The organism is Streptomyces sp. R11 (assembly GCF_041051905.1).
Classification (GTDB): Bacteria; Actinomycetota; Actinomycetes; order Streptomycetales; family Streptomycetaceae; genus Streptomyces.
This window is the reverse complement of the sequence record NZ_CP163432.1, coordinates 8264646-8287626: the sequence shown is the minus strand read 5'-3', so window position 1 is coordinate 8287626 and position 22981 is coordinate 8264646. Positions and strand designations below refer to the sequence as shown.

Sequence of the window (22981 nt, the reverse complement as noted above, 5' to 3'; positions counted from 1 at the left end):
GGCGGGGACCGGTGCGCAGATCATGGCCGCAGAGCCGCAGAGCCGTCCGGCACCCCCGTACTGCCGTATGAGGAGACCCCATGACCCAGGCCCCGCCCCCGCCCCCGTTCGACCCCGAGCTCGCCGCCGCCCTGGAGCTCATCAAGGACATGATCTCGCCCGGCCTCACGATGGACGGGATAGCCGACGTCCGCCAGGGTCCGGGGATCGAGATGCTGGCCCAACTGGACCTGACCGTGGACGGCTTCTTCGAGGTCGAGGACCGGGTGGTGCCGGGCCCTGAGGGCGCGCCCGAGATCTCCCTGCTGATCTGCCGGCCGGCCGCCCCTGCCGGCGCGGGACCGCGGCCCGTGATCTATCACGTCCACGGTGGCGGCCTGATCATCGGCAACAACCGCGTCGGCGTCGACGTTCCCCTGGCCTGGGCGAAGGAACTGGACGCGGTCGTGGTGTCCGTGGAGTACCGGCTCGCGCCCGAACACCCGTATCCGGCGCAGATCGAGGACGTGTACGCCGGGCTGGAGTGGACGGCGAAGCATGCGGCCGAACTGGGAGGCGACCCGCAGCGGATCGTCGTCGCCGGTGCCAGTGCGGGTGGCGGACTGTCCGCGGCACTTGCCCTGCTCACCCGGGATCGCCGGGGGCCCGAGCTGATCGGGCAGATGCTGATGTGCCCGATGCTGGACGACCGCAACGACACCCCGTCCGCCCACCAGATGGCCGGGCTCGGCATCTGGGACCGTACGGCGAACGAGACCGGCTGGACGGCGCTTCTCGGCGAGCGACGGGGCGGTCCCGACGTCTCCGCGTACGCTGCGCCGGCCCGTGCGGAGGTGCTGTCCGGGCTGCCGCCGGCCTTTGTGGACGTCGGTTCCGCGGAGACGTTCCGCGACGAGGTCGTCGCCTATGCGTCCCGGATCTGGCAGGCCGGAGGGGTGGCCGAGCTGCATGTGTGGCCCGGCGGTTTCCACGGGTTCGACGGCTTCGCGCCGCAGGCGGCGGTTTCGCAGGCGTGTCGGGGGGCTCAGCTGGCGTGGCTGAAGAGGTTGTTGAGCGGGTGAGATGTGGGGGGCCGGGGGGCGGGGGTTGCGCCCACTCGCCTGCCGGGTCCTGGTGTTGTGCGGCTGCGGGTTGTCGGTGGCTCGTCGCGCACTCCCCGCGCGCCTGGGGTGGGTCGCCGTCCCCGGGGTTCTGTGCGAGGGGCTCCGGTCCTCGCTCCCGTACCGCACCATGGGCCTATGAAAGAGCTGGCCGGACGTCTGACCGCGTTGGATCCGGATGCCGGGGCGGCCGTGCGGGTCATCGCCTACTTCGATCGGCTCGCCGAGTCGCGGGCCGGGCTGGAGGCGCTGGTGCGTGGTGCCGCCGTGCTGGCCGGGGTGCCGGCTCGGCTGGTGGACGTGGACCGGCGGGTTCAGGTCCGGGTCGAGGTCGACGGGACGCGGAGGGACAGCGAGGTACCGCCGGATCCCGCGTGGCCGTCCGCCGCACTCACGCCGGGCGGCGTTCCGGCGCTGTGGCTGGAGCGGGCCCAGGAGGCGCAGCCGAGTGTCGTGGACGCGGTGATCCTGGAGCGGGCGGCCGGGGCCGTACGGCTCGTGCTCGACCGGACCCGGGGGCGGGCGCCTGCCGACGACCCGGCGCTGGTCGAGACCGTCCTCGACGCCACGGCACCGGAGCCGGCACGGCTGCACGCCGCCCGCCGCCTGGGGCTCGACCCCGCCGCGGCGGCACGCGTGCTGGCCCCGCTGGACGGCCAACCCCGCGTCGTGCCCGCGCACTTGGACGCAGAGCCGACCGTCGGCCGCGTGGGCGTCGGGCCCGCCGTCCCGGTGCTCGATCTGCCGCGCTCCTGGTCGCAGGCCCGCATCGCGCTACGGTTCACGGCCGAGGGCACCGCCCACGACCCCGGTCCCGGCGTCGTGCACGCCGACGAGCTGGGCGGCGTCGCCCTCCTCGCCGACCTCGTACTGCCGGGCGCCGAGCCGCCGCCCGACGTACAGGCCCTGGAGGCGGCAGCGGCGGCCGCGCCCTGGCTGCTCGCCACGCTGCACGCGGTCGCCTCGACGGTGAGCCTGCGGGCGGCGGCGGCCGAGATCAACGTCCACCACTCCACACTCCAGGAGCGACTGGCCCACGCCGAGCACCTCCTGGGCTGGCCGCTGCGCACTCCGCAGGGCAGGTTCCGGCTCGGCCTGGCACTGGCTATGCGGCACCTGGTGCGGAACTAGGGGATTTTCCGGATCACGCAGGCAAGGCGCACCCCCTGGCGGCCGTGGCCGTTCGAGGATCGTCTCGCCACCCGCCTGCTGGACCGGGTCGCGGCTCAGGAACTCCGAGGCTGCTCGGGCGGCCTCGGCTCAGCGTCCACTGAGTTTCGGGCGGCGTCGCCGGCCACTGCTTGCATGCGCGCTATACGCGCACTCGCCGGAAATTTCACGGATGGCCTATCCTGGAGGTCATTCATCTCGGGACGGAGGACTCCGGCGCCATGACTGCCACGGACCCCGCGCTCACCGCGCTCGCCCAGGGCTGGTGCGCTCTCTCCCTGCTGCACGGGAGGATCGAGGCGCACATCGAGCGCGCCCTGCAGACCGGGCACGACCTGAGCGTGCGGGAGTACTCCCTGCTCGACGTGCTCAGCCGCCAGCACAGCGGCGAAGGCGGCCACCTGCAGATGAAGCAGGTCGCCGACGCCGTCGTCCTGAGCCAGAGCGCCACCACCCGACTGGTCACCCGGCTCGAGGACCGCGGCCTGCTCTCCCGCTACCTCTGCCCCACCGACCGCCGCGGCATCTACACCGACGTCACCGAAGCAGGCCTGGCGCTCCTCGACGAGGCACGGCCCACCAACGACAAGGCACTGCGCCAAGCCCTCGACGAGGCCGCGACCAATCCCGAGCTGGCCCCACTCGTCCGGGCCGTCGAGACGCTTCACGTCCCCGCCTGAGGCCGCCCCGCTTCGCGCTACGCCTGGCCCCCGACCGACAGCACCAGCTTTCCGCGCACCCGCCCCGCACTGCTGATCCGCCAGGCCTCCGCGGCCTCGGCGAGCGGCAGCACACGGTCGATGTGGACGGCGAGCCGGCCCGCGTCGGCCAGTTCGCCGAGGGCCGTCAGATCGGCCGGGTCGGGGCGCACCCACAGGACGTGGCCGCCCTTCGCCAGGACGTCCGGGTCGGCGATGGACACCACCCGGTCACGGCGCTTGAGGACCTGCTGGGACACGTCCACGGAGTCGCCCCCGACGAAGTCGAGCGCCGCGTCGACGCCGTCCGGGGCCAGCTCGCGAAGCCGGTCGGCCAGGCCGTCGCCGTAGGCCACGGGCTCGGCGCCGAGCTCCCGGACGAAGTCGTGGTTGCGCTCGCTCGCGGTGCCGATGACCCGGGCGCCGAGCGCGACGGCGATCTGCACGCCGAACATGCCGACCCCGCCGGCCGCGGCGTGCACCAGGACCGTCTCGCCCGCACGCACATCCACGCGCTTGACCGACTGGTAGGCGGTCAGTCCCGCCAGCGGTACGCCTGCCGCCTGCTCCCAGCTGAGCGAGGCCGGCTTGCGCGCCACCAGCCGCACATGCGCGGACACCAGTTCGGCATAGGTGCCGAGCTGCACGGAGTCCTTGCGGAGATAGCCGTACACCTCGTCACCGGGCGCGTACTCGTCGACGTCCAGGCCGACCTTTTCGACGACTCCGGCGACGTCCCAGCCGGGAATCATGGGGAAGTGGGTCTCCATGAGCGGGTCGAGGTACCCCGCCCCGAGCTTCCAGTCCACGGGGTTGACCCCGGCGGCCTTCACGCGGATGAGGATCTCGCCCGGAGCCACCTTGGGGTCGGCGTGCTCCACCAGCTTCAGATCCTCGGGCTGACCGTAGCGCTGCAGTGTGATGGCCTTCATGGTCTCCATGTAACCACACGACCATTACCGGCATACGCAATATATGCATCTACATTCGTCGTGCGGCCTAGCATTATTCGTCGTGGCGGCCCCGCGTTGACGCGATCTCCGATGTGGCCGTACACATGGCCCCATGAGCGCGCCACACCTTCCCCTGTCCGGCATCACCGTGGTCAGCCTGGAGCAGGCCGTGGCCGCCCCGTACGCCACCCGGCAGCTCGCCGATCTCGGCGCGCGTGTGATCAAGGTCGAACGGCCCGGCGAGGGGGACTTCGCCCGCCGGTACGACACGACGGTGCACGGTCATTCCAGCTATTTCGTGTGGCTCAACCGCTCCAAGGAGTCCCTGACGCTGGACCTCAAGGATCCGCGCGGCCGCGAGATCCTGCACCGGCTCCTCGACGACGCCGACGTGTTCGTGCAGAACCTGGCGCCGGGCGCCGCCGACCGCCTCGGCCTGGGCGTCGAGGCGCTCGGCGCGCGGTGGCCGCGGCTGATCCCGTGCACGATCTCCGGGTACGGCACGTCCGGGCCGTGGGCCGACCGGAAGGCGTACGACCTGCTGGTGCAGTGCCAGACCGGGTTGGTGTCGCTGACCGGAACCCCTGACGAGACCGGGCGCGTCGGCATCTCCGTCGCCGACATCGCGGCCGGGATGTACGCGTACAGCGGCATCCTCACCGCCCTCTTCACGCGCGCCACCACAGGCACGGCCCACCCGGTGGAGGTCTCCCTGTTCGAGGCGCTGGCCGAGTGGATGGGCCAGCCCGCCAACTACACCCGGTACGGCGGCACCCAGCCCCCGCGACTGGGCACCCAGCACCCCACCCTCGCTCCCTACGGCGCCTACCCGGCCGCCGACGGCAAGGAGGTGCTGTTCTCCATCCAGAACGAGCGCGAGTGGGCCGTCCTGTGCGATCGGTTCCTGGGCCGGACCGAGCTGACCGACGACCCGCGCTTCGCCACGAGCTCCGCGCGGGTGGCGCACCGGGACGAGGTCAACGCCGTCGTCGCCGAGCGCTGCGCCCGCTCCGACGCCGAGGAGATCCTCAAGGAGCTGGAGTCCATCGGCATCGCCTGCGCCGGGGTCAACGACGTCACCGCGTTTCTGGACCACCCGGTCCTCGCCGCCCGCGAGCGCTGGCGCGACGTGCCCGTGCCCGGCGGCGCGACGGTGCAGGCCCTGCTCCCGCCGGCCGACCTCGCGGGACTGCCCGCGCGCATGGACCCGGTGCCTGCGGTGGGCGAGCACACGGAGGCGCTCCTCACCGAACTCGGGCGCACCGGCGAGGAGATCGAGGCCCTGCGCGCCGACGCGGTGATCTGACAACCGGCCCCCTGAGCGACCGAACGCGGCCCGCCCTCCGTGCGTCACAGTGTCGGGCGGCTGCGGCACCGCCCTTCCCGTGCCTGCCGCTGTCCGTTCAGGGGGATCCATGCGTACGACCGCTTCACGCACCGCCTTGCTGCTCACCGCCCTCGCCCTGCTCACCGCCGGATGCGGCACCGTCACGGCAGGCTCCGACGACGCGGACCCGGCCCCGGAGACGAAGGACCGCGCCCACGAGGTCGCCGAGGCCTGGGACGGTTCACCGGCCGCAGACGCCTGGCGCAAGGGCTACTACCCGATGGCGGACGCGGTGCAGCCACCCGAGGACGCCTTCCACAACGAGGACGACAAGGAGGCCTACGGCCGCCAGAACTTCGAGCTGCGCGGCGACCTCCCCGACTCCAAGCAGCGGGAAGGGAAGGTGACGTGGCGGAACGGCGGTTCCCTCACGCTGCCGCTCATGGGAGCGCAGGAGGCGTACAAGACGGTGGACCGCACGGACGCGCCGGCTCCGCGCCTCGTCGTGACCGGGGCGAAGCTGGGCGAGACGACGCTGGTCACGAGCCGCGGCCCGGCCACCGTCCCGGCCTGGCTGTTCACCGTCGAGGGCTACGACACCCCGCTCAAGCGGGTCGCCGTGAAGCCCTCGAAGCTTCCCGAGCCGCCCATCGGGCCGGCTCGGGACACCCCCTCCGAGGGTCTGTGGGAGCTCAACCGGCTGGTGGAGACGGCAGCGGACGGCCGCTCCGTCACCGTGCTGGCCCACCACGGTTCCTGCGACGACGGACCCGCCGTGGACGTGCTGGAGACGGACGGCAGCGTCGTCCTGTCCGGCCACGTCGTCGGCATGAAGGACGGCCCGTGCACCTCCGACCTGCGCGCGAAGAAGGTGATCGTCGAGCTGGACCGCCCGCTCGCCGACCGGCTCCTGCTGGACGCGTTCACGGGCCGCCCGGTGCCGCAGGGGAACCCCGACGGACCTTCGGGCAGCTGGAGCTGACAGACCGTCACGGCCTTTTGTGGTCGAGGCGCCATCAACTGCTCAGGGCTGCCTCGGCCGCCGCCACGGCCTGCTCGGCGTAGCCGCGTCCGAAGAGGACGGCGTGCACCAGGAGCGGGAAGAGCTGGTGGAGGGCGATCCGGTCGGACCAGCCGGCGGCGAGGGGGGTCGCGCCCTGGTAGCCGTCCAGGATCCGGTCCAGGTGGGGGCAGCCGAAGAGGTGGAGCATGGCGAGGTCGGTCTCACGGTGGCCGCCGTGTGCGGCCGGGTCGATCAGCCAGACGTGCCCGTCGGCGCCCCACAGGACGTTGCCGTTCCACAGGTCGCCGTGCAGCCGGGCGGGCGGCTCGGCGGGGCCCGCCAGCTCGGGGAGCCGCTCGCAGGCCCGCTCGATCACGGACGCCTCCGCGCTGCGGACCGTGCCCTCGTCCACAGCGCGGCGCAGATACGGCAGCACCCGGTGCTCGGCATACCAGCGTGGCCAGTCCGGGGCGGTGACGTTGCGCATCGGGGCGAGCCCGATGTACGCGTGCTCTGGGCCGCCGGGCGGTGCGGCGCCGAACGCCGGTGCGCCGGTGGCGTGCAGTGCGGCCAGTTCTCGGCCGAACCGCTCGGCTGCCTCGGCGGTGGGAGGGCCGGTCGCCACGCGGTCCGTGACCAGCCACTGCCCGTCCTGGCCGTGCACGGCGGGGATACGGACCCGGCCGGCGTCGGCCAGCCAGCGCAGCCCGGCCGCCTCGGCCTGTGCGGCGCCGTCGCCTTCGCCGCGTTTGACCATCACGACCTGCCCGCCGGCGAGGGTGACTTCGGCGAGCGTTCCGGAGAGCCGGCGTTCACCGGTGACCGGAAGGCCGGTGAAGTGCGCGGCCGTGGCGCCGGGGCCGTCGAGGGAGTCGTACACGGGCCACAGGGTACGGCCGCCGCCCGCCGTACCGAAGGCATCCACTCGGTCAGCTGTTGGCTGCGGCCTTCTTGATCGCCTCACGGATTCTGGCGTACGTGCCGCAGCGGCAGACGTTCTCGATCCGGTCGATGTCCGCGTCCGTCGGCCGGGGTGTCTTCTTCAGCAGCGCGGCCGTGGCCATGATCTGGCCCGGCTGGCAGAAGCCGCACTGGGCGACGTCGCAGTCGAGCCAGGCCTGTTGGACGGGGTGGAGCCGGTCGCCGTCGGCCAGGCCCTCGATGGTGGTGACCGCACGGTCGGCGCAGTCGGCGACCGGGACGACGCAGGGCTGGATCTCGTCGCCGTCGAGATGGCTGGTGCAGGCACGGCAGGCGCCCACGCCGCAGCCGTACTTGGGGCCGGTGACGTTCAGCAGGTCGCGCAGCACCCACAGCAGGGGCATGTCGGCGGGCGCCTCGACGGTGACCCGCTTGCCGTTGAGGGTGAAGGAGTAGGACGGCATCGGTACCTTCTCGGGTGGCTCAGAAGTTGAGGGGGAAACGGCGCGGCTCGGTGCCGGTCGCCCGTGCGTAGGCATTGGCGACGGCGCCGGACGCGGCCGGGACGCCGAGTTCACCGGCGCCGCCGGGAGCACGCCGGGAGGGCATGACGTGCGCCTCGAAGTGCAGCGGGGCGTGCTGCTGGCGGGCGTAGTGGAAGTCGGCGAAGCTGCTCTCCCGGACGGCGCCCCGGTCGATGTGCAGGCCGGCTCGGAGGATGGTGGAGATGCCGTCGACGGCCGTGCCCATGAGCTGCGCCTCCAGGCCACGCGGGTTGACTGCCGTTCCTACGTCGGCCGCCATCACCACCTTGGTCACCCGGGGGTTCTTCGGGTCGACGGCGTCGATCTCGACCAGGCAGGCCACACAGGAGTCGTACTCCTCGTGGACCGCGACACCCTGCGCGTGCCCCCTCGGCATGGTCCGGCCCCACTTCCCGGCGGTCGCGACCTTGTCCAGTACAGCCCTGACGGTCTTGCTCCGCAGTGTCGTACGGCGGAAGGCGACGGGGTCCTGGCCGAGGCTGCGGGCGATCTCGTCGACGACGATCTCCTCGGCGGTGCGCACCGTGCCGGAGTCCACCGAGCGCCAGGCGCCGAGGGGCATGGCCAGGTCGACCGAGCCCGAGTTCCCGGAGAGGCGGCCGAAGTTGTAGAGGCCGCTGTCGCTGGGGAGTGGGGCGGCTGGGGCGCGTACGGCCGAGTTCGCGCCGACTTGAGCGGGACCCACGCCGCCCTGCGTGGACAGCCCCTGTCCCTCGAAGGACTCGCTGACCGAGGCCGTCGCGTGGGCGAAGGCGACCACCCTGCCCCGCGCATGGCTGGCCCGGATCCGGTGATGGGAGGCCGGGCGCATCCTGCCGTGCCGGATGTCCTCGGCCCGGCTCCACATGAGCTTGACCGGCCGGCCTGCCTTCTTGGAGATGAGAGCCGCCTCGATCGCGGCGTCGTGGTTCAGCCGCCGCCCGAACGAGCCGCCGCCGCGCAGTACGTGGACCTGCACCTTCGACACCGGCAGGCCGAGCCGCGACGCAATGTCCTCCCGCGCGGACGTCGGGGTCTGTGAGGAGAACCAGATCTCGGCCCGCCCGGTGCGTACGTCCGCCACGGCGGTGAGGACCTCCATCGGCGCGTGGCTGACGAAGGCGAACTCGAACTCCGCCTCGGTCTGCGCCGATCCGCGCGGCGGGGGCCCGAGCTTCGGGACCGCGGCGCGCAGCCGGGAGCGGATGCCTGAGTCGGAGAGGTTCGCCAGCGGGCCGGGCGCCCACGTGATCCGGAGGGCGTCCCTGGCCTGGAAGGCGTGGTGGAAGGTCTCCGCGATCACGGCCACACCGCCGTCGATCTGGACGACCGCGTGGACACCGGGCATGGCGCGGGCCGCCCCTGAGTCGACCGAGAGGACCTTGCCGCCGATCGTCGGCGGCCGGGCCACGACGGTCGGCCTGGCTCCGGCCACCGTGAGGTCTCCGGTGTACTTCGCCTTGCCGGTGATGAGGTCGCGGGCGTCGATCCGGGTCGTGGGCCGCCCGATCAACCGGTGTTTCGACGCCGGCTTGGGATCGGTCGGCACGGCCGGCCGTGTGATCCGGGCAGCGCTCCTGGTCAGGGAGCCGAAGGTGGCCGAGCGCCCGTCCGGTGCGAAGACTCTCGTGCCGCGGGTGCGCAGGGTCCGCGCCGGGACGTGCCAGCGGCGGGCGGCCGCGGTCACCAGCTTGGCACGCGCGGTGGCGGCCAGTTGCCGGGCCGGTCCGTACAGCGAACTGACCGAACTGGAGCCGCCGGTGAACTGGTTGCCCTCGTTGCGGGCATCCGCGAGCGGGATGTCGACGTCGGCGAGCCGGGCGTCCAGTTCCTCGGCGATCATCATCGCGACGGCGGTGGTGACGCCCTGGCCGACCTCGACACGGGGCAGCCGTACGACGACCTTGTTGGCCGGAGTGACCTCCAGGACCAGCATCTCCGCGTCGGTGCCGGTGACCAGGACGTCGGAGGGCCGGCGGTCGCCGTCCGCGGGCCGCTCGGCGCCCTCCGCGGTCGCGGAGTCGCAGCCGAGCGGTGCCGCGACGGTCAGGGTGGTCGCCGCGAGCGAATAGACCACGAACTGTCGACGGGACAACTGACGGGCCAACAGGCGCTCCTCTCCGCGAACCGGACTGGTTCGACCTGTATGAGGGGTCGGTGCACCGCGGGGTTGCGCCGGTTGGTCGTTCCTTCGAACTACGGCGCGAGTTGTGAGAGGTCGGTGCTCCAATCGAGGTGCCGCATGAGCTCGTCGTCGCCCGGCCGGTCCGCGCTCGCGCCCCGGGGACCGGGGCCCGACGGGGTGTGGGTGCCGCGGGAGATGTTGCCGCTGACGGTGACGTTGTGTTCCACCCGGGGGCGGCGGAGTGTCTCGTACAGGGAGAGGGCGGCGTCGGTGTCCGGTGCGTCCCGCAGGGACTTGGCGAGGACGACGGCGTCCTCGAGCGCCATCGACGCGCCCTGCCCGGTGGCGGGGGACGCCGCGTGCGCCGCGTCGCCGATGATCAGGGTCCGGCCCGAGCGCCAGGGTGTTCCGGTGGGAAGTTCGGTGGCGTTGGTGACCATGAGGTGGTCGGCGGTGGCGGCCACCAGGTCAGCGGCCGGGGTGGAGTCCTTGCGCAGCAGCGGCAGGAGCAGGTCGCGCCATTGGGCTGGGGTGCCCTGCGCGACGGTGTCGGCGGCCAAGGGCTCGTCGGTGACGCGGGCGAACCAGTACGTCTCCCCGTCCGGCGACACCGCGTACCCGAAGGCGACGGAGCTGCCGCGCACCATGGTGATGGTCCCGGGCCGGGCTGGTCCGGGTGCGGCGTCGGTGTAGCCGTAGCAGACGTACTGCCCGGCGTAAGCCGGCCGCGCGTCCGGGGAGATGAGCCGTCGGACAGTGGAGTTGAGGCCGTCGGCCCCGATGAGGAGATCGCCGGCCGCCGTGGTGCCGTCGGCGAAGTGGGCGGTGACGCCGCCCGGGCCCTCGACCACCGACATCAGGCGCGCGCCGTGCCGGATGCCGATGCCTCTGCGCTCGACCTCGGCCTGCAAGGCGGAGTTGAGATCGCCGCGCCGCAGACAGCGGTACCGCAGGTGCGGGGTGCCGGCCTCGCCGAGCGGCACCTGGGCCAGCTCGGTGCCGGTGTCGTCCAGGACCCGCATCGAGGTCAGCGGGAAGCCGATCGCGGTCACCGCGGCCGAGGCGTCCACCTGAGCCAGGGCGCGCATGCCGTTGCTCGCGAGCGTGAGGAACGCGCCGATGTCCTCGGCGGAGTCGGGGTGTGCCTCGTGCACGACGACGTCGAATCCGGCCTTGTCCAGTGCCAGAGCCGCGCCCGCGCCCGCGATTCCGCCCCCGATGACCAGCACCTGTGCCACGCCGCTCCCCCACTCGTACGCACACGACCCCCGTGAGTCGCCCAGGTACTTCATGGAACGTCCGGGCCCCGACGTCGGTTCCTTCACCTCGGTCGTGGTCGGCGCCGCACCCACGGTGGCGGCATTCCTCATCCTGCTGTGGGTGCTGGTCATCGGCGCTCGCGCCGTCTTCCGGATGATTCCCGCCATCTCTCACGAGGAGTGCAACCATTTACGCGAGCCGGGTGTCTCACCAGATATCAGACAGTTAGCCTCCCCGGGGGACGCAATGGTACAAAAGCGAACGGCATGGGCGACAGTCGCGCTCATGGGCATCACCTTGGGAGTGGCGGCGGTCCCTGCCGACGCGGCCCCCGCCCGCACCACTCAGGCCGCCACGGCCTGCCCCACCGGTTGGGGCAGCCAGGCCGAGACACGCTCCGCCGCCACGACGGAGTCGGTGACGAACGTCCGGACCGGCCGGCACGCCTGCTTCGACCGCATGGTCGTCGACGTCCCCGGCGCGGGCAGTGGCGACCTCGGCTACTCCGTCAGGTACGTCAGCCGCCTCTACCAGGACGGTTCGGGCAACCACATCGCCGTCGGCGGCGGAGCCGTCCTCGAGGTACGCGTGGCCGCGCCCGCCTACGACCCCGACACCGGCAAGCCCACATATCCCGTGCGGGCCGGTCAGCGTCTGAAGGGCGTGGACCTCACGGGGTACCGCACCTTCAGGGACGGCCGGTTCGTCGGCAGCTTCGAAGGGGACACGCAGATCGGGCTCGGCGTCCGGGCGCGGCTGCCGTTCCGCGTGTGGGTGGCCGACAACCGGATCGTGGTCGACGTGGCGCACAACTGGACCGGGGCACGCTGAGGGCGGTCAGGGGCGGGGAGCGATCAGAGCGCCCCGCCCCGGATGGCGGCATCGCGCCCCTGATACTCCCGCAGCTTCCGATAGAGGGTGGCCCGGGCGATGCCCAACGCCGCCGCGGCGCGCGCCTTGTGTCCGCCGTGGCGGCGCAGCGCCTCCAGGATCGCGGCGCGTTCGGCGACCTCCATCGGACTGAGGTTCCGTCCCGCGGGTCCTTCCCGGACGGGATCGGGCAGTTCGCTCCGCCGCACCGGTCCGCATAGCCGCCGTTGCCGCGCCAACGCCCTCACGAGGTGGGCGAGTTCGGTGACGTTGCCGGGCCAGGGATGCCGTTCCAGCGCCAGCAGCGCGTCCAGCGACCAGGTCAGCGGCGGGCTGCCGGGGGCGGCCCCGGGAGCGAGTGCGGGGAGCAACTCCCGGATGTCCTCGGGGCGCTCCCGCAGCGCCGGCAGGGTCACCGAGCGGGCCGCGAGGGTGTCGAGGAGGCGCTGGAGGCAGGGGCCCGGTGAGGTTCCTGGCGTGTAGGTGACGACCAGGTGGACGTCGGGGCGCTCGTCCAGGAGTGAGTTGAGGGCGGCGACGTCGGACTGGGCGAGCCGTTCGGCGTGCCGCAGCAGCAGGGGCCGGTCACCGGCCCTGCCCAAGCTCCCCCAGCCTTCGGCCGGGGCAACCCCGATCTCGCCCCGCTCGTCATCGTTGAGGCCGAGTTCGCGTGATTCCGCGGCATCCACGACCAATGGGGCCGTGCCGTCGAGCAGTTCGAGGGCCAGCGTGGACTTGCCGGTTCCCCGCTCGCCCACGACGAGCAGAGGTCCCGCAGTCCGGGCCAGGGCCGTTGCCCGCGCGACAGCGTGCCGCCACGGCACCGAGTTCCCGACCAACTCGCTCTCCGGACGCGGCACGCACGTCGGCACCGGCTCCGCTGAGCGGGGCGCGAGAACGGCGACCAGGCCGACGGCGCGCCCCTCGTGCCGTACCGGAGTGATCTCGACGCTGCACCCGGCGTCCTCGGGAAGCGAGACCTCGTACGACTCGCCGGTCCCCCTCCCCCACGCCCGCGCTCCCCGCTCCAGCGCCTCCAGCACCTGCGGCGAGGCAAGGCGTGCCGCCGCCTCGCTGATCAGGCGGTCACGCCCGTCCAGCGCGACGACGGCCCGTTCGCGCCCGCGCGCGGCCCGCTCGTATGCGTCTAGCAGGGCTCGTTCCGCGGTACGCGCGCGTGCCCGCAGCTCGGCCTCCACCGCAGCGGCGGCCGCCTCGGCGAGGGCGGCGCCGGGGTGCGGTCGACAGCCCGCGCACAGGCCGGAGGCGACCGTCACCGTGCCGAGCACCTGTTCCGAATCCGGGGACAGCAGCGGCACGCTGACCGCGGAGACGTCCTGCCACACGTCGAGGAAGTGCTCGGGGCCGTGCACCTCGGCCCGGCGCCGGGTGCGCAGGGCGAGCGCGGCGCTGTTGTGGCCGACCTCGCGCTCGGACAGGTCGCTGCACGTGTCGTCGCCGGGGGCGCTGCCGGTCGACCACAGCACCCTCAGGCGTTCGTCCGTGAGCACGAGGGCCGAGCGTCCGGCGTCCAGGGCCGGGGCGATCCGGGCGAGCACAGGGCGAGCCGCCTCCAGCAGGGGCGAGTCGACGGGGTGGGCCGACTCCCGTACCGGGCCGTCGAGATCGGGCCGTACGCCGAAGAACCGGGCGCGCCGCCAGGCGGCCACGACGTCGTCCGGCACGCCCGCCGGGAGCGGGCGCCCCGTCAGGAACCGTTCGCGGGCGTGGCGCAGAGGGGCGAGGGCAGGAGGGTGTTCCGCGGTGGTCATGGCGCTCCTCACCGTATCGGGGGCCACGCGCACGCGGTGACGGCGGGCTGCGCGGGCGGAGGTTGTCTCGTATTGAGACACCCATGACCGACCGCAGCGCTCCATGATCTTGAAAGGCATGAGTCCGTCCTCGATTTTCGGCTCCTGCCCGAATCCGGGCTCGTCCCTGGCCCATCTCCTTGCTCACCCCTGACTCGCCCCCTGGAGCGTTCTGTCGTGCACACCGTTGTCGAGACCGACGTACTGATCGTGGGCAGCGGCCCGGCGGGCGCGTCGGCCGCGCTCGCGCTGAGCACCTACGGCGTGCGCAACATGGTCGTCACCCGGTACGCGAGCCTCGCCGACACGCCCCGGGCGCACATCACCAACCAGCGGACCATGGAGGTGCTGCGCGATCTGGGCGTCGAGCAGGAGGTCATCGCCAAGGCGACGCCCCGACATCTGATGGGCAACACGACGTTCTGCACGAGCCTGGCCGGCGAGGAGCTCGGCCGGGTGCGCTCCTGGGGCAACGACCCGCTGGTGCAGGCGGCGCACGAGCTGGCCAGCCCGACGCGGATGTGCGACATGCCGCAGCACCTGATGGAGCCGGTGCTGGTGAACGCGGCGATCGCGCGCGGCACCGACCTCCGCTTCAGCACGGTCTACAAGTCGTTCGTCCAGGACGAGGCAGGCGTCACGGTCACCGTCGAGGACCGGCTGCGTGGCGACGAGTACACGATTCGCGCCAAATACCTGATCGGCGCCGACGGCGGCCGTTCCCAGGTCGCCGAGGACGCCGGGCTGCCGATGGGCGGCCAGATGGGCGTCGCGGGCAGCATCAACATCGTGTTCGACGCGGACCTGAGCAAGTACACCGCGCACCGCCCCTCCACCCTGTACTGGGTCCTCGCGCCCGGCGCCACGGTCGGCGGCATCGGCGCGGGCCTGGTGCGCTGCGTACGGCCCTGGAACGAGTGGCTGATCGTATGGGGCTACGACGTGACCGCCGGCGCCCCGGACCTCACCGAGGAGTACGCCCTGTCCGTCGTACGCCAGTTGGTCGGCGACGACGGGATTCCGGTGACCATCAAGTCGTCCTCGGCGTGGACGGTCAACGAGATGTATGCGGAGACGTACGCCGACGGCCGGGTCTTCTGCGCCGGTGACGCCGTGCACCGCCACCCGCCGTCCAACGGGCTCGGCTCCAACACGTCCATCCAGGACTCCTACAACCTGGCCTGGAAGCTGAAGCTCGTCCTCGACGGCGTCGCCTCGCCGCGGCTCCTCGACAGCTACGACGCCGAGCGCGCTCCGGTCGGCAGGCAGATCGTGACCCGCGCCAACAAGTCCATCGCCGAGACCGCCCCGATCTTCGAGGCGCTCGACGGGCTGTCGCCGCAGACGCCGGAGCAGTTGTGGGCCAACATCGCCGCCCGCAAGGACGCCACCGAGGCGGCTGCCAAGCAGCGGGCCGCGCTGCGCGAGGCGATCGCCTTCAAGGTGTACGAGTTCAACGCGCACGGTGTCGACCTCAACCAGCGCTACGCCTCCGACGCGGTCGTCCCCGACGGCACGCCCGACCCCGGCTTCACCCGCGATCCCGAACTGCACCACCAGCCCACCACCCGCCCCGGCGCCAAGCTTCCGCACGCCTGGATCACCTCCGGGACCCGGACCCTGTCCACCCTCGACACCGTCGGCCAGGGCCGCTTCACCCTGCTCACCGGCATCGGCGGCGAGGCGTGGCTGCGGGCGGCCGAGGCGCAGCCCCTCGACATCGCCACGGTCGTCATCGGACCGGGCCGGGAGTTCGAGGACCCCTACGGCGACTGGGCCGGCCTGAGCGAGATCTCGGACGCGGGCGCCCTCCTCGTACGCCCCGACGGGTACGTGGCGTTCCGGCACGCCGACGCGGCCGTGGACGCCGAGCGGTTGCTGACCGACGCGCTGCGGCGGATTCTCGGGCACGGTTGAGATGGACGCCCAGGAAGCCGAAGAAGGACTGAAAGCCGAAGAAGGGCATGAAGCCGCGGGACGGGCGGCCGCACGACAAGAAGCCCGGGAAGGAGCCGACATGACCGGTGACGCGCCGGACACGGTCACCGACGAGGTCGTCGCGAGTCTGCGGGGCACGGACGACCCCCGTCTGCGGGAGCTGCTGACCGGCCTGATCCGGCATCTGCACGCCTTCGCGCGGGAGTCGCGGCTGACGCAGGAGGAGTGGGAGCGGGCGGTCGGGTTCCTGACGGCGACCGGGCAGGCGTGCACCCGGACCCGGCAGGAGTTCATCATGCTGTCCGACGTGCTCGGCCTGTCGATGCTCGTCGAGTCGATCAACGACCGGCATGGTCCCGGCGCCACCGAGTCGACGGTCCTCGGCCCGTTCCACATGACCGAGTCGCCGGTGCGCGCGCTCGGCGCGAACATCGACCTGGTCGGCGGTGGCGAACCGTGTGTGGTCAGCGGGCGCGTGCTGTCCCGGGACGGCGGCCCGCTGCCCGGTGCCGTCGTCGACGTGTGGCAGGCCGACGGCAACGGCTTCTACGACGTGCAGCAGCCGGACGTACAGCCTCCGGGCAACGGCCGCGGCCTGTTCACCGCGGACGGCGAGGGACGGTTCTGGTTTTGTACGTGCGTGCCGAGCCCGTACCCGATCCCGACGGACGGACCGGTCGGCGCGCTGCTGCGGGCCACCGGACGGCACCCCTACCGGCCCGCGCACATCCACTTCATCGCCTCGGCCGACGGACACGCCCCGGTGACCACGCACATCTTCGTGGCGGGCAGCGACTACCTGGACTCGGACGCGGTGTTCGCCGTCAAGCCGGGCCTGGTCAACGACTTCGCCCCGGTGGACGACCCGTCCGCGGCACGGGAGTTCGGCGTGCAGAGCCCGTTCCGGCACGCGCGCGTCGACCTCGTACTGGAGCCGTCGTGAGCGACGTCCTCGACTTCTCCTACGACGCCCTGCCCGTCCGGGTCGTCTTCCGGCCCGGCGCCGCGGTGTCCGCGACGCCGGGCGAGGTCGAGCGGCTGGGGCGGCGGCGGGTGCTGGTGGTGTGCGGGACGCGGGGCTCGGACACCGCGAGGGCGGTCGCCGACGCGCTCGGTCCGGCCTGCGTCGGTGTGCACGACCGGGCGCGGATGCACGTCCCCGTCGAGGTTGCCGACGTGGCCGTCCAGGCGGCTCGCGCGGCGGGCGCCGACGGGTGCGTCGCGGTGGGCGGCGGCTCGTCGATCGGGCTGGGCAAGGCGATCGCCCTGCGCACCGGACTGCCGCTGATCGCGGTGCCCTCCACGTACTCGGGCTCGGAGATGACCCCGGTCTGGGGCCTGACCGAGCACGGCGCCAAACGGACCGGCCGCGACCCGAAGGTGCTGCCCCGCAGTGTGGTCTACGACCCCGAGCTCACCCTCTCGCTGCCCGTACCCCTCTCCGTGACCAGCGGCATCAACGCGCTCGCGCACGCCGTCGAGGCCCTGTACGCCCCCGACACCTCGCCCCTCGTCGCGCTGATGGCCGAGGAGGGCGTACGGGCGATGGCGCGGGCGCTCCCGGCCGTGGCCGAGGATCCGACGTCGTCGGCCGCCCGCGCTCGCGCGCTGTACGGGGCCTGGCTGTGCGGGTCCTGTTTGGGCGCCACCACCATGGGCCTGCACCACAAGCTGTGCCATGTACTGGGCGGCAGCTTCGGCCTCCCGCACGCCGAGACGCACACGGTGGTGCTGCCGTACGTCCTGGCCCACAACGCGCCGACCGCCCCGGACGCGGCCGCCGCCGTGGCCCGCGCCCTGGACGCGGCCGACGCACCGACGGCCCTGTGGCAACTTGCGGGACGCCTCGGCGCACCCCGCTCGCTCGCCGAACTGGGCCTCGCCGAGGCGGACTTGGCGGCTGCGGCCGCGCAGACCGCGGGCTCGGCGTACGCCAACCCCCGCCCGGTCACCGCCGACGGCGTACTCGCCGTGCTGCGGGCGGCGTACGAGGGCGCGGCACCGGCCCCGGACGCCCGTTGACCCACCCACTCCCCCCACGCACGAACATCCCCCCACGACGGAAGAAAGGTGATCAGCATGCCCCTCGGTCTACTCAGGAGCCGAAACTCCCGGGGGAGTCGACGCTCGCGAGGAGCGCCGGGCGTCCCGTTGCCCGTGCCGGCCGGTGCGGGGGTGGTGGGCCGTGAGGTCGTGGATCCGGTCGGGTTGCCGATGCGCGGCGCCGACGTGACGGTGACCGCGATGGACTCGCACGAGGTCGTGGCGTCCGGTACGACGGACCCGTACGGCCTCTTCTTCGCCGCGCTCCCGCCGGGCCGCTACAGCCTCATGATCACGGCCGAGGGCCTGACACCGCACCGGGAGTCGCTGGACGTCGTCGCCGGTGCTCCGCAGCCCGCCGCGCGGGTCCAGCTGACGTCGGGCCGGCAGCTGGAACTGCCGACTGCGGGCACCTGGCTGTTCGACCCGCCCCACACGGCGATCCGGTTCATCGCCAAGCATGTCGGCATGGCCCATGTCCACGGCCGCTTCGAGCGGTTCACCGGCGGCATCCGGGTGGCACCCGACATGGCCGATTCCCAGGTGTCGGTGCGCATCGAGGCGGCCAGCATCACCACGGGCAACAACACCCGGGACAACCACCTGCGTTCGGCCGACTTCCTGAACGTCGAGCGCTACCCGTACATCGATTTCACGAGCACCCGCTTCGCCTTCCGCGGCGGCGCCAAGTGGACGCTGCAGGGGTCGCTCACCATGCACGGTGTGAGCCGCTCGGTGGAGCTGGACACCACCTACCTGGGGTCGGTCAACGGCGGCTACGGCGAGGAGCTGCGGTGTGCTGCGCTGGCCAGGGCCGAGCTGCACCGGGAGGACTTCACCCTGAACTGGCGCAGCATGCTGGCCCGCGGGATCGCGGTGGTCGGGCCGACGGTCCAGCTGGAGCTGGACGTCCAGGCGATGTACCGCACGCATGACACGCCGACCCCTCCCGACTAGGTCAGGATGGCTGAGAGGTACCTCACGCCACGGTTACGAATTGCTCAACCTCTGGTTGCGACGCGGTGATCGGGTGACTATGGGGGCATGACACTGGCCCAGCGCGCCATGAAGCAACTGGAAGTCTGGCCCGATCTGAGCTCGGGCCCGGCCAGTTGCGGTGCAGGGCGGGCACTGCGCTCCGTCCACAGCGAGATCGTGCACTTCCACTCCGACCATGACGTGGACCTGCACCTGACGGTGTCGGCCATCCGACGTTTCCACGCCGACCTCCAGGAGTCCACCGCGATCAGGCTGGTCCCCGGCTCGGGCTGGGTGACCGTGCATCTCGACTGCGACACGGACGTCGATCTGCTGATGAGCCTGGTCAGCGCAGCGCTCAAGGCCCATCAGAACATGCCGTCCCCTGCCGGGAAGCGTCCGGCAGGGGACGAGTGCAACTTCCGCCGGGTCACGGTGCTGCACCGCCGCTAGGGCCTGGGGCCCAGGAGTCGTCCTCCCCCGCCTCCAACAGGCCCGCGGCCGCGCCGACGATCCGGGGGTCGGCGGTACCGACGACTTCCTCGTCCTTGTCGTTGTAGTCGAAGCGGGCCAGCACACTGCGCATGGCCTCCACGCGCGCACGCTTCTTGTCGTTGCTCTTCACCACGGTCCAGGGCGTGTGCTCGGTGTCCGTCTCACGGAACATGGCGACCTTGGCGGCGGTGTAGTCGTCCCAGCGGTCCAGCGACGCGAGGTCCATCGGGCTGAGCTTCCACTGCCGTACGGGATCGACCTGGCGGATGGTGAACCGGGTGCGCTGCTCGCCCTGGGACACCGAGAACCAGAACTTGATCAGGTCGACGCCGTCGTCGACGAGCATGCGCTCGAAGGCAGGCGCCTGCCGCATGAAGCGCCGGTACTCGTCATCCGTGCAGAAGCCCATCACCCGTTCCACGCCGGCCCGGTTGTACCAGGACCGGTCGAACAGCACGATCTCGCCCGCGGTGGGCAGATGCTCGACGTACCGCTGGAAGTACCACTGCCCGCGCTCCCGCTCGGTCGGCTTCTCCAGCGCCACCACCCGGGCGCCGCGCGGGTTGAGATGCTCGGTGAACCGCTTGATCGTGCCGCCCTTGCCGGCCGCGTCCCGTCCCTCGAAGACGATGACGAGCCGACGGCCGGTCTCCTTGATCCAGCTCTGCAGCTTCAGCAGTTCTATCTGCTGCAGCCGCTTGTGCCACTCGTACTCCGGGCGCTCCATGCGCTTGTCGTACGGGTAGTTCTCGCGCCACGTGTCCACCGGACTTCCGTCCGGCCGGATCAGCACGGGGTCGTCCTGGTCGGTGTAGTCGACGCGCAACCCTGACAGCAGTTCGGTGTCCATGCATACCCATGAAAGCGAGCGCTTTCATACGGGCGGCGAACCCCAGGCAAAGATCACGTAACTCCCGGAATGATCACGGTGATCCCGCTTCGACCAGCCGGGCGAGGTTGGCCAGCGCCATCCGCGTGCCGGTCTCGTTGTCCGCGGCCGGCACCACGTCGGGGATCCCCTCGTGCACGACGAGGACGTCCGTGCCGCCGTCGGCGTCCGTGAGGGTGGTGGTCATCGTCATCCTGCCGCGCAGGGCCGGGTCGTCGGTCTCGAACTCGACCTCCTCGACGACCTGCTCGTCCGGCACGAGCCGCACGAAGTGGCCGTGATACGTGTCGGTGTGCGCGTCCGACTTCCCGGTGCCGGTCGGCAGGTCATAGGTGAGCGAGACCCGGAACGCCCCGCCTTCGCGCCCCTCGAACTCGTGCACGTGCCCGCTCATGCCGTCCGGAACCCGCCACTTCTCGACGGCGTCCGCGTCCAGCAGCGCCCGATAGACGGCCGCGCGCGAGGCGTTCACATGCCAGGAGACCCGCGTCGAGTACATGGCCTCACGATAGCGGCGGGCATACGGGTCAGGGGGACTCCCAGTAGGCCAGTGCGCGCATCGCCGCCGCCGTCCGCGCGAACCCGTCCTCGCCCAGCAACGCCCGCGCGTCGGCGTTGAACCGGTCGACCTCCGGCTGCGCGGCGTCGAGTGCGGCGGCCCCGTCGTCGGTCAACTCCAGTACCACGGCGCGGTGTTCCCGCGGATGCGCCTGCTTGGCGACCAGACCGGCCGCGGTGAGCCGGCCGACCAGTCCGGTGACCGCGGACTCGCGCAGCCCGAGGGTGCGGGCCAGCGCCTGCTGGGTGATGCCCGGCTCGTCACGGACCGCGAACAGCGCTCCGAGCTGGGCCGTGGTGATCCCGGCGGTGGCCAGCAGGCGCCGGTCGGTGGCGGTGCGCATCTGGTGCGCCGCCCGCTGGAGCAGGAAGAACAGACGCTGATCGGGCTCGGGCATGGACCGATGTTGACAGACGGGACAGGACGACACCATCCTCACTTCACTACTGAAGTGACTGTGTTGAAGTGACCTACGACGACGGTGGACGGTGGTCTCGTGGACAACACCCTCGATCTGCCCCTGGCCCGCAAGGTGCTGGCCGCCCAACCCTTCAGCGTGCTGCTGGGTGCCAGGCTCACGGCCTTCGGCGACGGCGAGGCGACACTCGAACTGGACCTCCGTGAGGATCTGCTGCAGCAGCACGGCTTCGCCCACGGCGGTCTGCTGGGTTACGCGGCGGACAACGCGCTGTCGTTCGCCGCGGGCGCCGCGGTCGGCTTCGGTGTGATGACCGCCGGTTTCACCATCGACTTCCTGCGCCCCGCCAAGGGCGAGACCCTGCGCGCCCACGCCCGGGTGATCCGGGCCGGCCGTACGCGTGCGGTGTGCCGCTGCGATCTGACGACGGTCGCCGCCGACGGCGCCACGACGCTGTGCGCCGTGGCGCAGGGCAGCATCGCGGTCACCGAACCGGCCCCCGACAGCGAGCGCGGCGCCTGACGGCACCCTGCAATTCAGCGCACGAGACAGGGCCGCTTCGCGTCGAAGGTCCAGCCGTCGATCAGGTATCGCATGCCGACGGCGTCGTCCCGGCCCGACAGCGCCTTCTCCTGGTAGAGCTCGTGTGCTGCCAGGAGTCGGTCCATGTCCAGGCGGATGCCCAGTCCGGGGGTGTCCGGTACGGCGACCTCGCCGCCGGCGATCGTCGGCGGCTCCACGGTGAGACGCTCCAGCCCCTCCTGCCAGATCCAGTGCGTGTCCAGGGCGTTGTACTCACCGGGTGCGGCCGCTCCGCAGTGGGCCATCATCGCCAGGGAGATGTCGAAGTGGTTGTTGGAGTGGCAACCCCAGGTCAGCCCCATCGCGTTGCACAGCTGGGCGACACGCACCGACCCCTGCATGGTCCAGAAGTGCGGGTCGGCGAGCGGAATGGACACCGACTGCAGGGCGAGGGCGTGGGTGAGCTGGCGCCAGTCCGTGGCGATCATGTTGGTCGCCGTGGGCAGCCCGGTGGCCCGGCGGAACTCCGCGAGGATCTCGCGCCCCGAGTAGCCGCCCTCGGCCCCGCAGGGGTCCTCGGCATAGGCGAGGGTGCCGAGGAGGGGGCGGCACAGCTCGACCGCCTCGTGCAGTGACCAGGCGCCGTTGGGGTCGAGGGTGATCCGCGCGTCGGGGAAGCGGTCCTTGAGCGCGGTGACGGCCTTGACCTCCTCCGCGCCGGGCAGGACACCGCCCTTGAGCTTGAAGTCACGGAAGCCGTAGTGGTCGTAGGTGGCCTCGGCCTGCCGCACGATCGCCTCGGGGGTCAGCGCCTCCTCGTGCCGGAGGCGGTACCAGTCGACGTCGGCGTCGGGTGCGCGGACGTAGTCCAGGTCGGTCCGGTCCGGGTCGCCGACGTAGAAGAGGTAGCCGAGTACCCGTACGGAGTCGCGCTGTCGCCCGTCGCCGAGGAGGGCGGCGACCGGGACTTCGAGGTGCTGGCCGAGCAGGTCGAGGAGGGCCGACTCGACGGCGGTGACCGCGTGGACGGTGGTGCGCAGGTCGTAGGTCTGGGTGCCGCGACCTCCCGTGTCGCGGTCGGCGAAGGTGGACCCGATGGCGCTCAGGACGCGCTTGTAGTCGCCCACGCGCGCTCCGACGACGAGGGGTTCGGCGTCGCGCAAGGTGCGGGTGATCTTCTCGCCGCCGGGCACCTCACCGAGTCCCGTACGCCCTTCGGAGTCCTCGATGACGACGACGTTGCGGGTGAAGTACGGGGCGTGCGCGCCGGAGAGGTTGAGGAGCATCGAGTCGTGGCCGGCGACCGGATGGACGGAGAAGCGGGTGACGACGGGCTGGGTCATGACTGGCGGATGCCGTTCTCGTGAGGGGGTGGGC

General features: G+C 72.1%; 22 protein-coding genes. 12 read left to right on the top strand and 10 right to left on the bottom strand.

What is annotated here, in order from left to right:
• The first annotated feature begins 80 nt into the window (after positions 1 to 80).
• From AB5J55_RS38430 to AB5J55_RS38420, 3 genes are all read left to right on the top strand, one after another.
• Positions 81 to 1061, top strand: coding sequence for an alpha/beta hydrolase (locus tag AB5J55_RS38430; protein WP_369275055.1), 981 nt, complete (start codon positions 81 to 83; stop codon positions 1059 to 1061).
• 177 nt (positions 1062 to 1238) lie between these two features.
• Entirely contained in the window at positions 1239 to 2231 is a 993-nt protein-coding gene (locus tag AB5J55_RS38425; protein WP_369275054.1) for a helix-turn-helix domain-containing protein, read from the top strand.
• Between the two features lie 260 nt (positions 2232 to 2491).
• Positions 2492 to 2950: a MarR family winged helix-turn-helix transcriptional regulator gene (locus tag AB5J55_RS38420; RefSeq protein ID WP_369272146.1), complete on the top strand. Its 459-nt coding sequence runs from the start codon at positions 2492 to 2494 to the stop codon at positions 2948 to 2950.
• A 17-nt stretch (positions 2951 to 2967) separates the two neighbouring features.
• Here the strand turns inward: AB5J55_RS38420 and AB5J55_RS38415 are convergent, their stop codons facing one another.
• Entirely contained in the window at positions 2968 to 3900 is a 933-nt protein-coding gene (locus tag AB5J55_RS38415) for an NADP-dependent oxidoreductase (protein ID WP_369275053.1), read from the bottom strand.
• 133 nt (positions 3901 to 4033) lie between these two features.
• Between AB5J55_RS38415 and AB5J55_RS38410 the strand changes: the two genes are divergently transcribed.
• Both AB5J55_RS38410 and AB5J55_RS38405 read left to right on the top strand, forming a co-directional pair.
• The gene (locus AB5J55_RS38410) at positions 4034 to 5227 is read left to right on the top strand and encodes a CaiB/BaiF CoA transferase family protein (RefSeq protein ID WP_369275052.1); all 1194 of its coding nucleotides are present in this window, start codon (positions 4034 to 4036) and stop codon (positions 5225 to 5227) included.
• 109 nt (positions 5228 to 5336) lie between these two features.
• Positions 5337 to 6230 carry a hypothetical protein gene (locus tag AB5J55_RS38405; RefSeq protein WP_369275051.1) on the top strand — a complete coding sequence of 298 codons (894 nt, stop codon included), beginning with the start codon at positions 5337 to 5339 and terminating at the stop codon, positions 6228 to 6230.
• A gap of 34 nt (positions 6231 to 6264) precedes the next feature.
• On the opposite strand, the gene AB5J55_RS38400 is transcribed toward AB5J55_RS38405, so the two are convergent.
• From AB5J55_RS38400 to AB5J55_RS38385, 4 genes are all read right to left on the bottom strand, one after another.
• Positions 6265 to 7131 carry a fructosamine kinase family protein gene (locus AB5J55_RS38400; protein WP_369275050.1) on the bottom strand — a complete coding sequence of 289 codons (867 nt, stop codon included), beginning with the start codon at positions 7129 to 7131 and terminating at the stop codon, positions 6265 to 6267.
• Between the two features lie 49 nt (positions 7132 to 7180).
• Positions 7181 to 7636 carry a (2Fe-2S)-binding protein gene (locus AB5J55_RS38395; protein WP_369275049.1) on the bottom strand — a complete coding sequence of 152 codons (456 nt, stop codon included), beginning with the start codon at positions 7634 to 7636 and terminating at the stop codon, positions 7181 to 7183.
• Positions 7637 to 7655: 19 nt separating this feature from the next.
• A complete protein-coding gene (locus tag AB5J55_RS38390) occupies positions 7656 to 9773 on the bottom strand; it encodes a molybdopterin cofactor-binding domain-containing protein (RefSeq protein ID WP_369276409.1) in 2118 nt (705 codons plus the stop codon).
• 119 nt (positions 9774 to 9892) lie between these two features.
• Positions 9893 to 11059, bottom strand: a complete 1167-nt coding sequence (locus tag AB5J55_RS38385; RefSeq protein WP_369276408.1) for an FAD-dependent oxidoreductase — start codon at positions 11057 to 11059, stop codon at positions 9893 to 9895.
• A 307-nt stretch (positions 11060 to 11366) separates the two neighbouring features.
• Between AB5J55_RS38385 and AB5J55_RS38380 the strand changes: the two genes are divergently transcribed.
• Positions 11367 to 11912, top strand: a complete 546-nt coding sequence (locus AB5J55_RS38380) for a hypothetical protein (protein WP_369275048.1) — start codon at positions 11367 to 11369, stop codon at positions 11910 to 11912.
• Between the two features lie 23 nt (positions 11913 to 11935).
• On the opposite strand, the gene AB5J55_RS38375 is transcribed toward AB5J55_RS38380, so the two are convergent.
• The gene (locus AB5J55_RS38375; protein WP_369275047.1) at positions 11936 to 13723 is read right to left on the bottom strand and encodes a helix-turn-helix domain-containing protein; all 1788 of its coding nucleotides are present in this window, start codon (positions 13721 to 13723) and stop codon (positions 11936 to 11938) included.
• 216 nt (positions 13724 to 13939) lie between these two features.
• On the opposite strand from AB5J55_RS38375, the gene AB5J55_RS38370 reads away from it, so the two are divergent.
• From AB5J55_RS38370 to AB5J55_RS38350, 5 genes are all read left to right on the top strand, one after another.
• The gene (locus AB5J55_RS38370) at positions 13940 to 15679 is read left to right on the top strand and encodes an FAD-dependent oxidoreductase (RefSeq protein WP_369275046.1); all 1740 of its coding nucleotides are present in this window, start codon (positions 13940 to 13942) and stop codon (positions 15677 to 15679) included.
• 100 nt (positions 15680 to 15779) lie between these two features.
• Positions 15780 to 16643 carry an intradiol ring-cleavage dioxygenase gene (locus AB5J55_RS38365; protein WP_369275045.1) on the top strand — a complete coding sequence of 288 codons (864 nt, stop codon included), beginning with the start codon at positions 15780 to 15782 and terminating at the stop codon, positions 16641 to 16643.
• Positions 16640 to 17722 (top strand): maleylacetate reductase, encoded by a 1083-nt coding sequence (locus tag AB5J55_RS38360; protein WP_369275044.1) that lies wholly within the window; start codon positions 16640 to 16642, stop codon positions 17720 to 17722. The genes AB5J55_RS38365 and AB5J55_RS38360 overlap by 4 nt, the downstream gene beginning before the upstream one ends.
• 57 nt (positions 17723 to 17779) lie before the next feature.
• On the top strand, positions 17780 to 18700 hold the full coding sequence (locus AB5J55_RS38355; protein WP_369275043.1) for a YceI family protein: 921 nt from the start codon (positions 17780 to 17782) through the stop codon (positions 18698 to 18700).
• An 87-nt stretch (positions 18701 to 18787) separates the two neighbouring features.
• On the top strand, positions 18788 to 19174 hold the full coding sequence (locus AB5J55_RS38350; RefSeq protein WP_369275042.1) for a luciferase family protein: 387 nt from the start codon (positions 18788 to 18790) through the stop codon (positions 19172 to 19174).
• Here AB5J55_RS38350 and ppk2 read toward each other — a convergent pair.
• From ppk2 to AB5J55_RS38335, 3 genes are all read right to left on the bottom strand, one after another.
• Entirely contained in the window at positions 19152 to 20066 is a 915-nt protein-coding gene (gene ppk2 / locus AB5J55_RS38345; RefSeq protein WP_369275041.1) for a polyphosphate kinase 2, read from the bottom strand. The two genes, AB5J55_RS38350 and ppk2, sit on opposite strands and share 23 nt — an antisense overlap.
• Positions 20067 to 20139: 73 nt before the next feature.
• The gene (locus AB5J55_RS38340; RefSeq protein ID WP_369275040.1) at positions 20140 to 20604 is read right to left on the bottom strand and encodes an SRPBCC domain-containing protein; all 465 of its coding nucleotides are present in this window, start codon (positions 20602 to 20604) and stop codon (positions 20140 to 20142) included.
• A gap of 28 nt (positions 20605 to 20632) precedes the next feature.
• Positions 20633 to 21061 (bottom strand): MarR family winged helix-turn-helix transcriptional regulator, encoded by a 429-nt coding sequence (locus AB5J55_RS38335; protein ID WP_369275039.1) that lies wholly within the window; start codon positions 21059 to 21061, stop codon positions 20633 to 20635.
• 99 nt (positions 21062 to 21160) lie between these two features.
• Here AB5J55_RS38335 and AB5J55_RS38330 point away from each other — a divergent pair, with 99 nt between their 5' ends.
• Complete coding sequence (locus AB5J55_RS38330; RefSeq protein WP_369275038.1) at positions 21161 to 21604, top strand: PaaI family thioesterase; 444 nt, start codon at positions 21161 to 21163, stop codon at positions 21602 to 21604.
• 14 nt (positions 21605 to 21618) lie between these two features.
• Here the strand turns inward: AB5J55_RS38330 and AB5J55_RS38325 are convergent, their stop codons facing one another.
• A complete protein-coding gene (locus tag AB5J55_RS38325; RefSeq protein WP_369275037.1) occupies positions 21619 to 22947 on the bottom strand; it encodes an enolase C-terminal domain-like protein in 1329 nt (442 codons plus the stop codon).
• Positions 22948 to 22981 lie beyond the last annotated feature (34 nt).

Coding starts and splice junctions, on each gene's coding strand:
- AB5J55_RS38350 (WP_369275042.1), top strand. CDS start 18,788: ATGACACTGGCCCAGCGCGCCATGAAGCAACTGGAAGTCTGGCCCGAT.
- AB5J55_RS38430 (WP_369275055.1), top strand. CDS start 81: ATGACCCAGGCCCCGCCCCCGCCCCCGTTCGACCCCGAGCTCGCCGCC.
- AB5J55_RS38425 (WP_369275054.1), top strand. CDS start 1,239: ATGAAAGAGCTGGCCGGACGTCTGACCGCGTTGGATCCGGATGCCGGG.
- AB5J55_RS38325 (WP_369275037.1), bottom strand. CDS start 22,947: ATGACCCAGCCCGTCGTCACCCGCTTCTCCGTCCATCCGGTCGCCGGC.
- AB5J55_RS38365 (WP_369275045.1), top strand. CDS start 15,780: ATGACCGGTGACGCGCCGGACACGGTCACCGACGAGGTCGTCGCGAGT.
- AB5J55_RS38415 (WP_369275053.1), bottom strand. CDS start 3,900: ATGAAGGCCATCACACTGCAGCGCTACGGTCAGCCCGAGGATCTGAAG.
- AB5J55_RS38375 (WP_369275047.1), bottom strand. CDS start 13,723: ATGACCACCGCGGAACACCCTCCTGCCCTCGCCCCTCTGCGCCACGCC.
- ppk2 (WP_369275041.1), bottom strand. CDS start 20,066: ATGGACACCGAACTGCTGTCAGGGTTGCGCGTCGACTACACCGACCAG.
- AB5J55_RS38395 (WP_369275049.1), bottom strand. CDS start 7,636: ATGCCGTCCTACTCCTTCACCCTCAACGGCAAGCGGGTCACCGTCGAG.
- AB5J55_RS38355 (WP_369275043.1), top strand. CDS start 17,780: ATGCCCCTCGGTCTACTCAGGAGCCGAAACTCCCGGGGGAGTCGACGC.
- AB5J55_RS38410 (WP_369275052.1), top strand. CDS start 4,034: ATGAGCGCGCCACACCTTCCCCTGTCCGGCATCACCGTGGTCAGCCTG.
- AB5J55_RS38340 (WP_369275040.1), bottom strand. CDS start 20,604: ATGTACTCGACGCGGGTCTCCTGGCATGTGAACGCCTCGCGCGCGGCC.
- AB5J55_RS38335 (WP_369275039.1), bottom strand. CDS start 21,061: ATGCCCGAGCCCGATCAGCGTCTGTTCTTCCTGCTCCAGCGGGCGGCG.
- AB5J55_RS38405 (WP_369275051.1), top strand. CDS start 5,337: ATGCGTACGACCGCTTCACGCACCGCCTTGCTGCTCACCGCCCTCGCC.
- AB5J55_RS38420 (WP_369272146.1), top strand. CDS start 2,492: ATGACTGCCACGGACCCCGCGCTCACCGCGCTCGCCCAGGGCTGGTGC.
- AB5J55_RS38380 (WP_369275048.1), top strand. CDS start 11,367: ATGGGCATCACCTTGGGAGTGGCGGCGGTCCCTGCCGACGCGGCCCCC.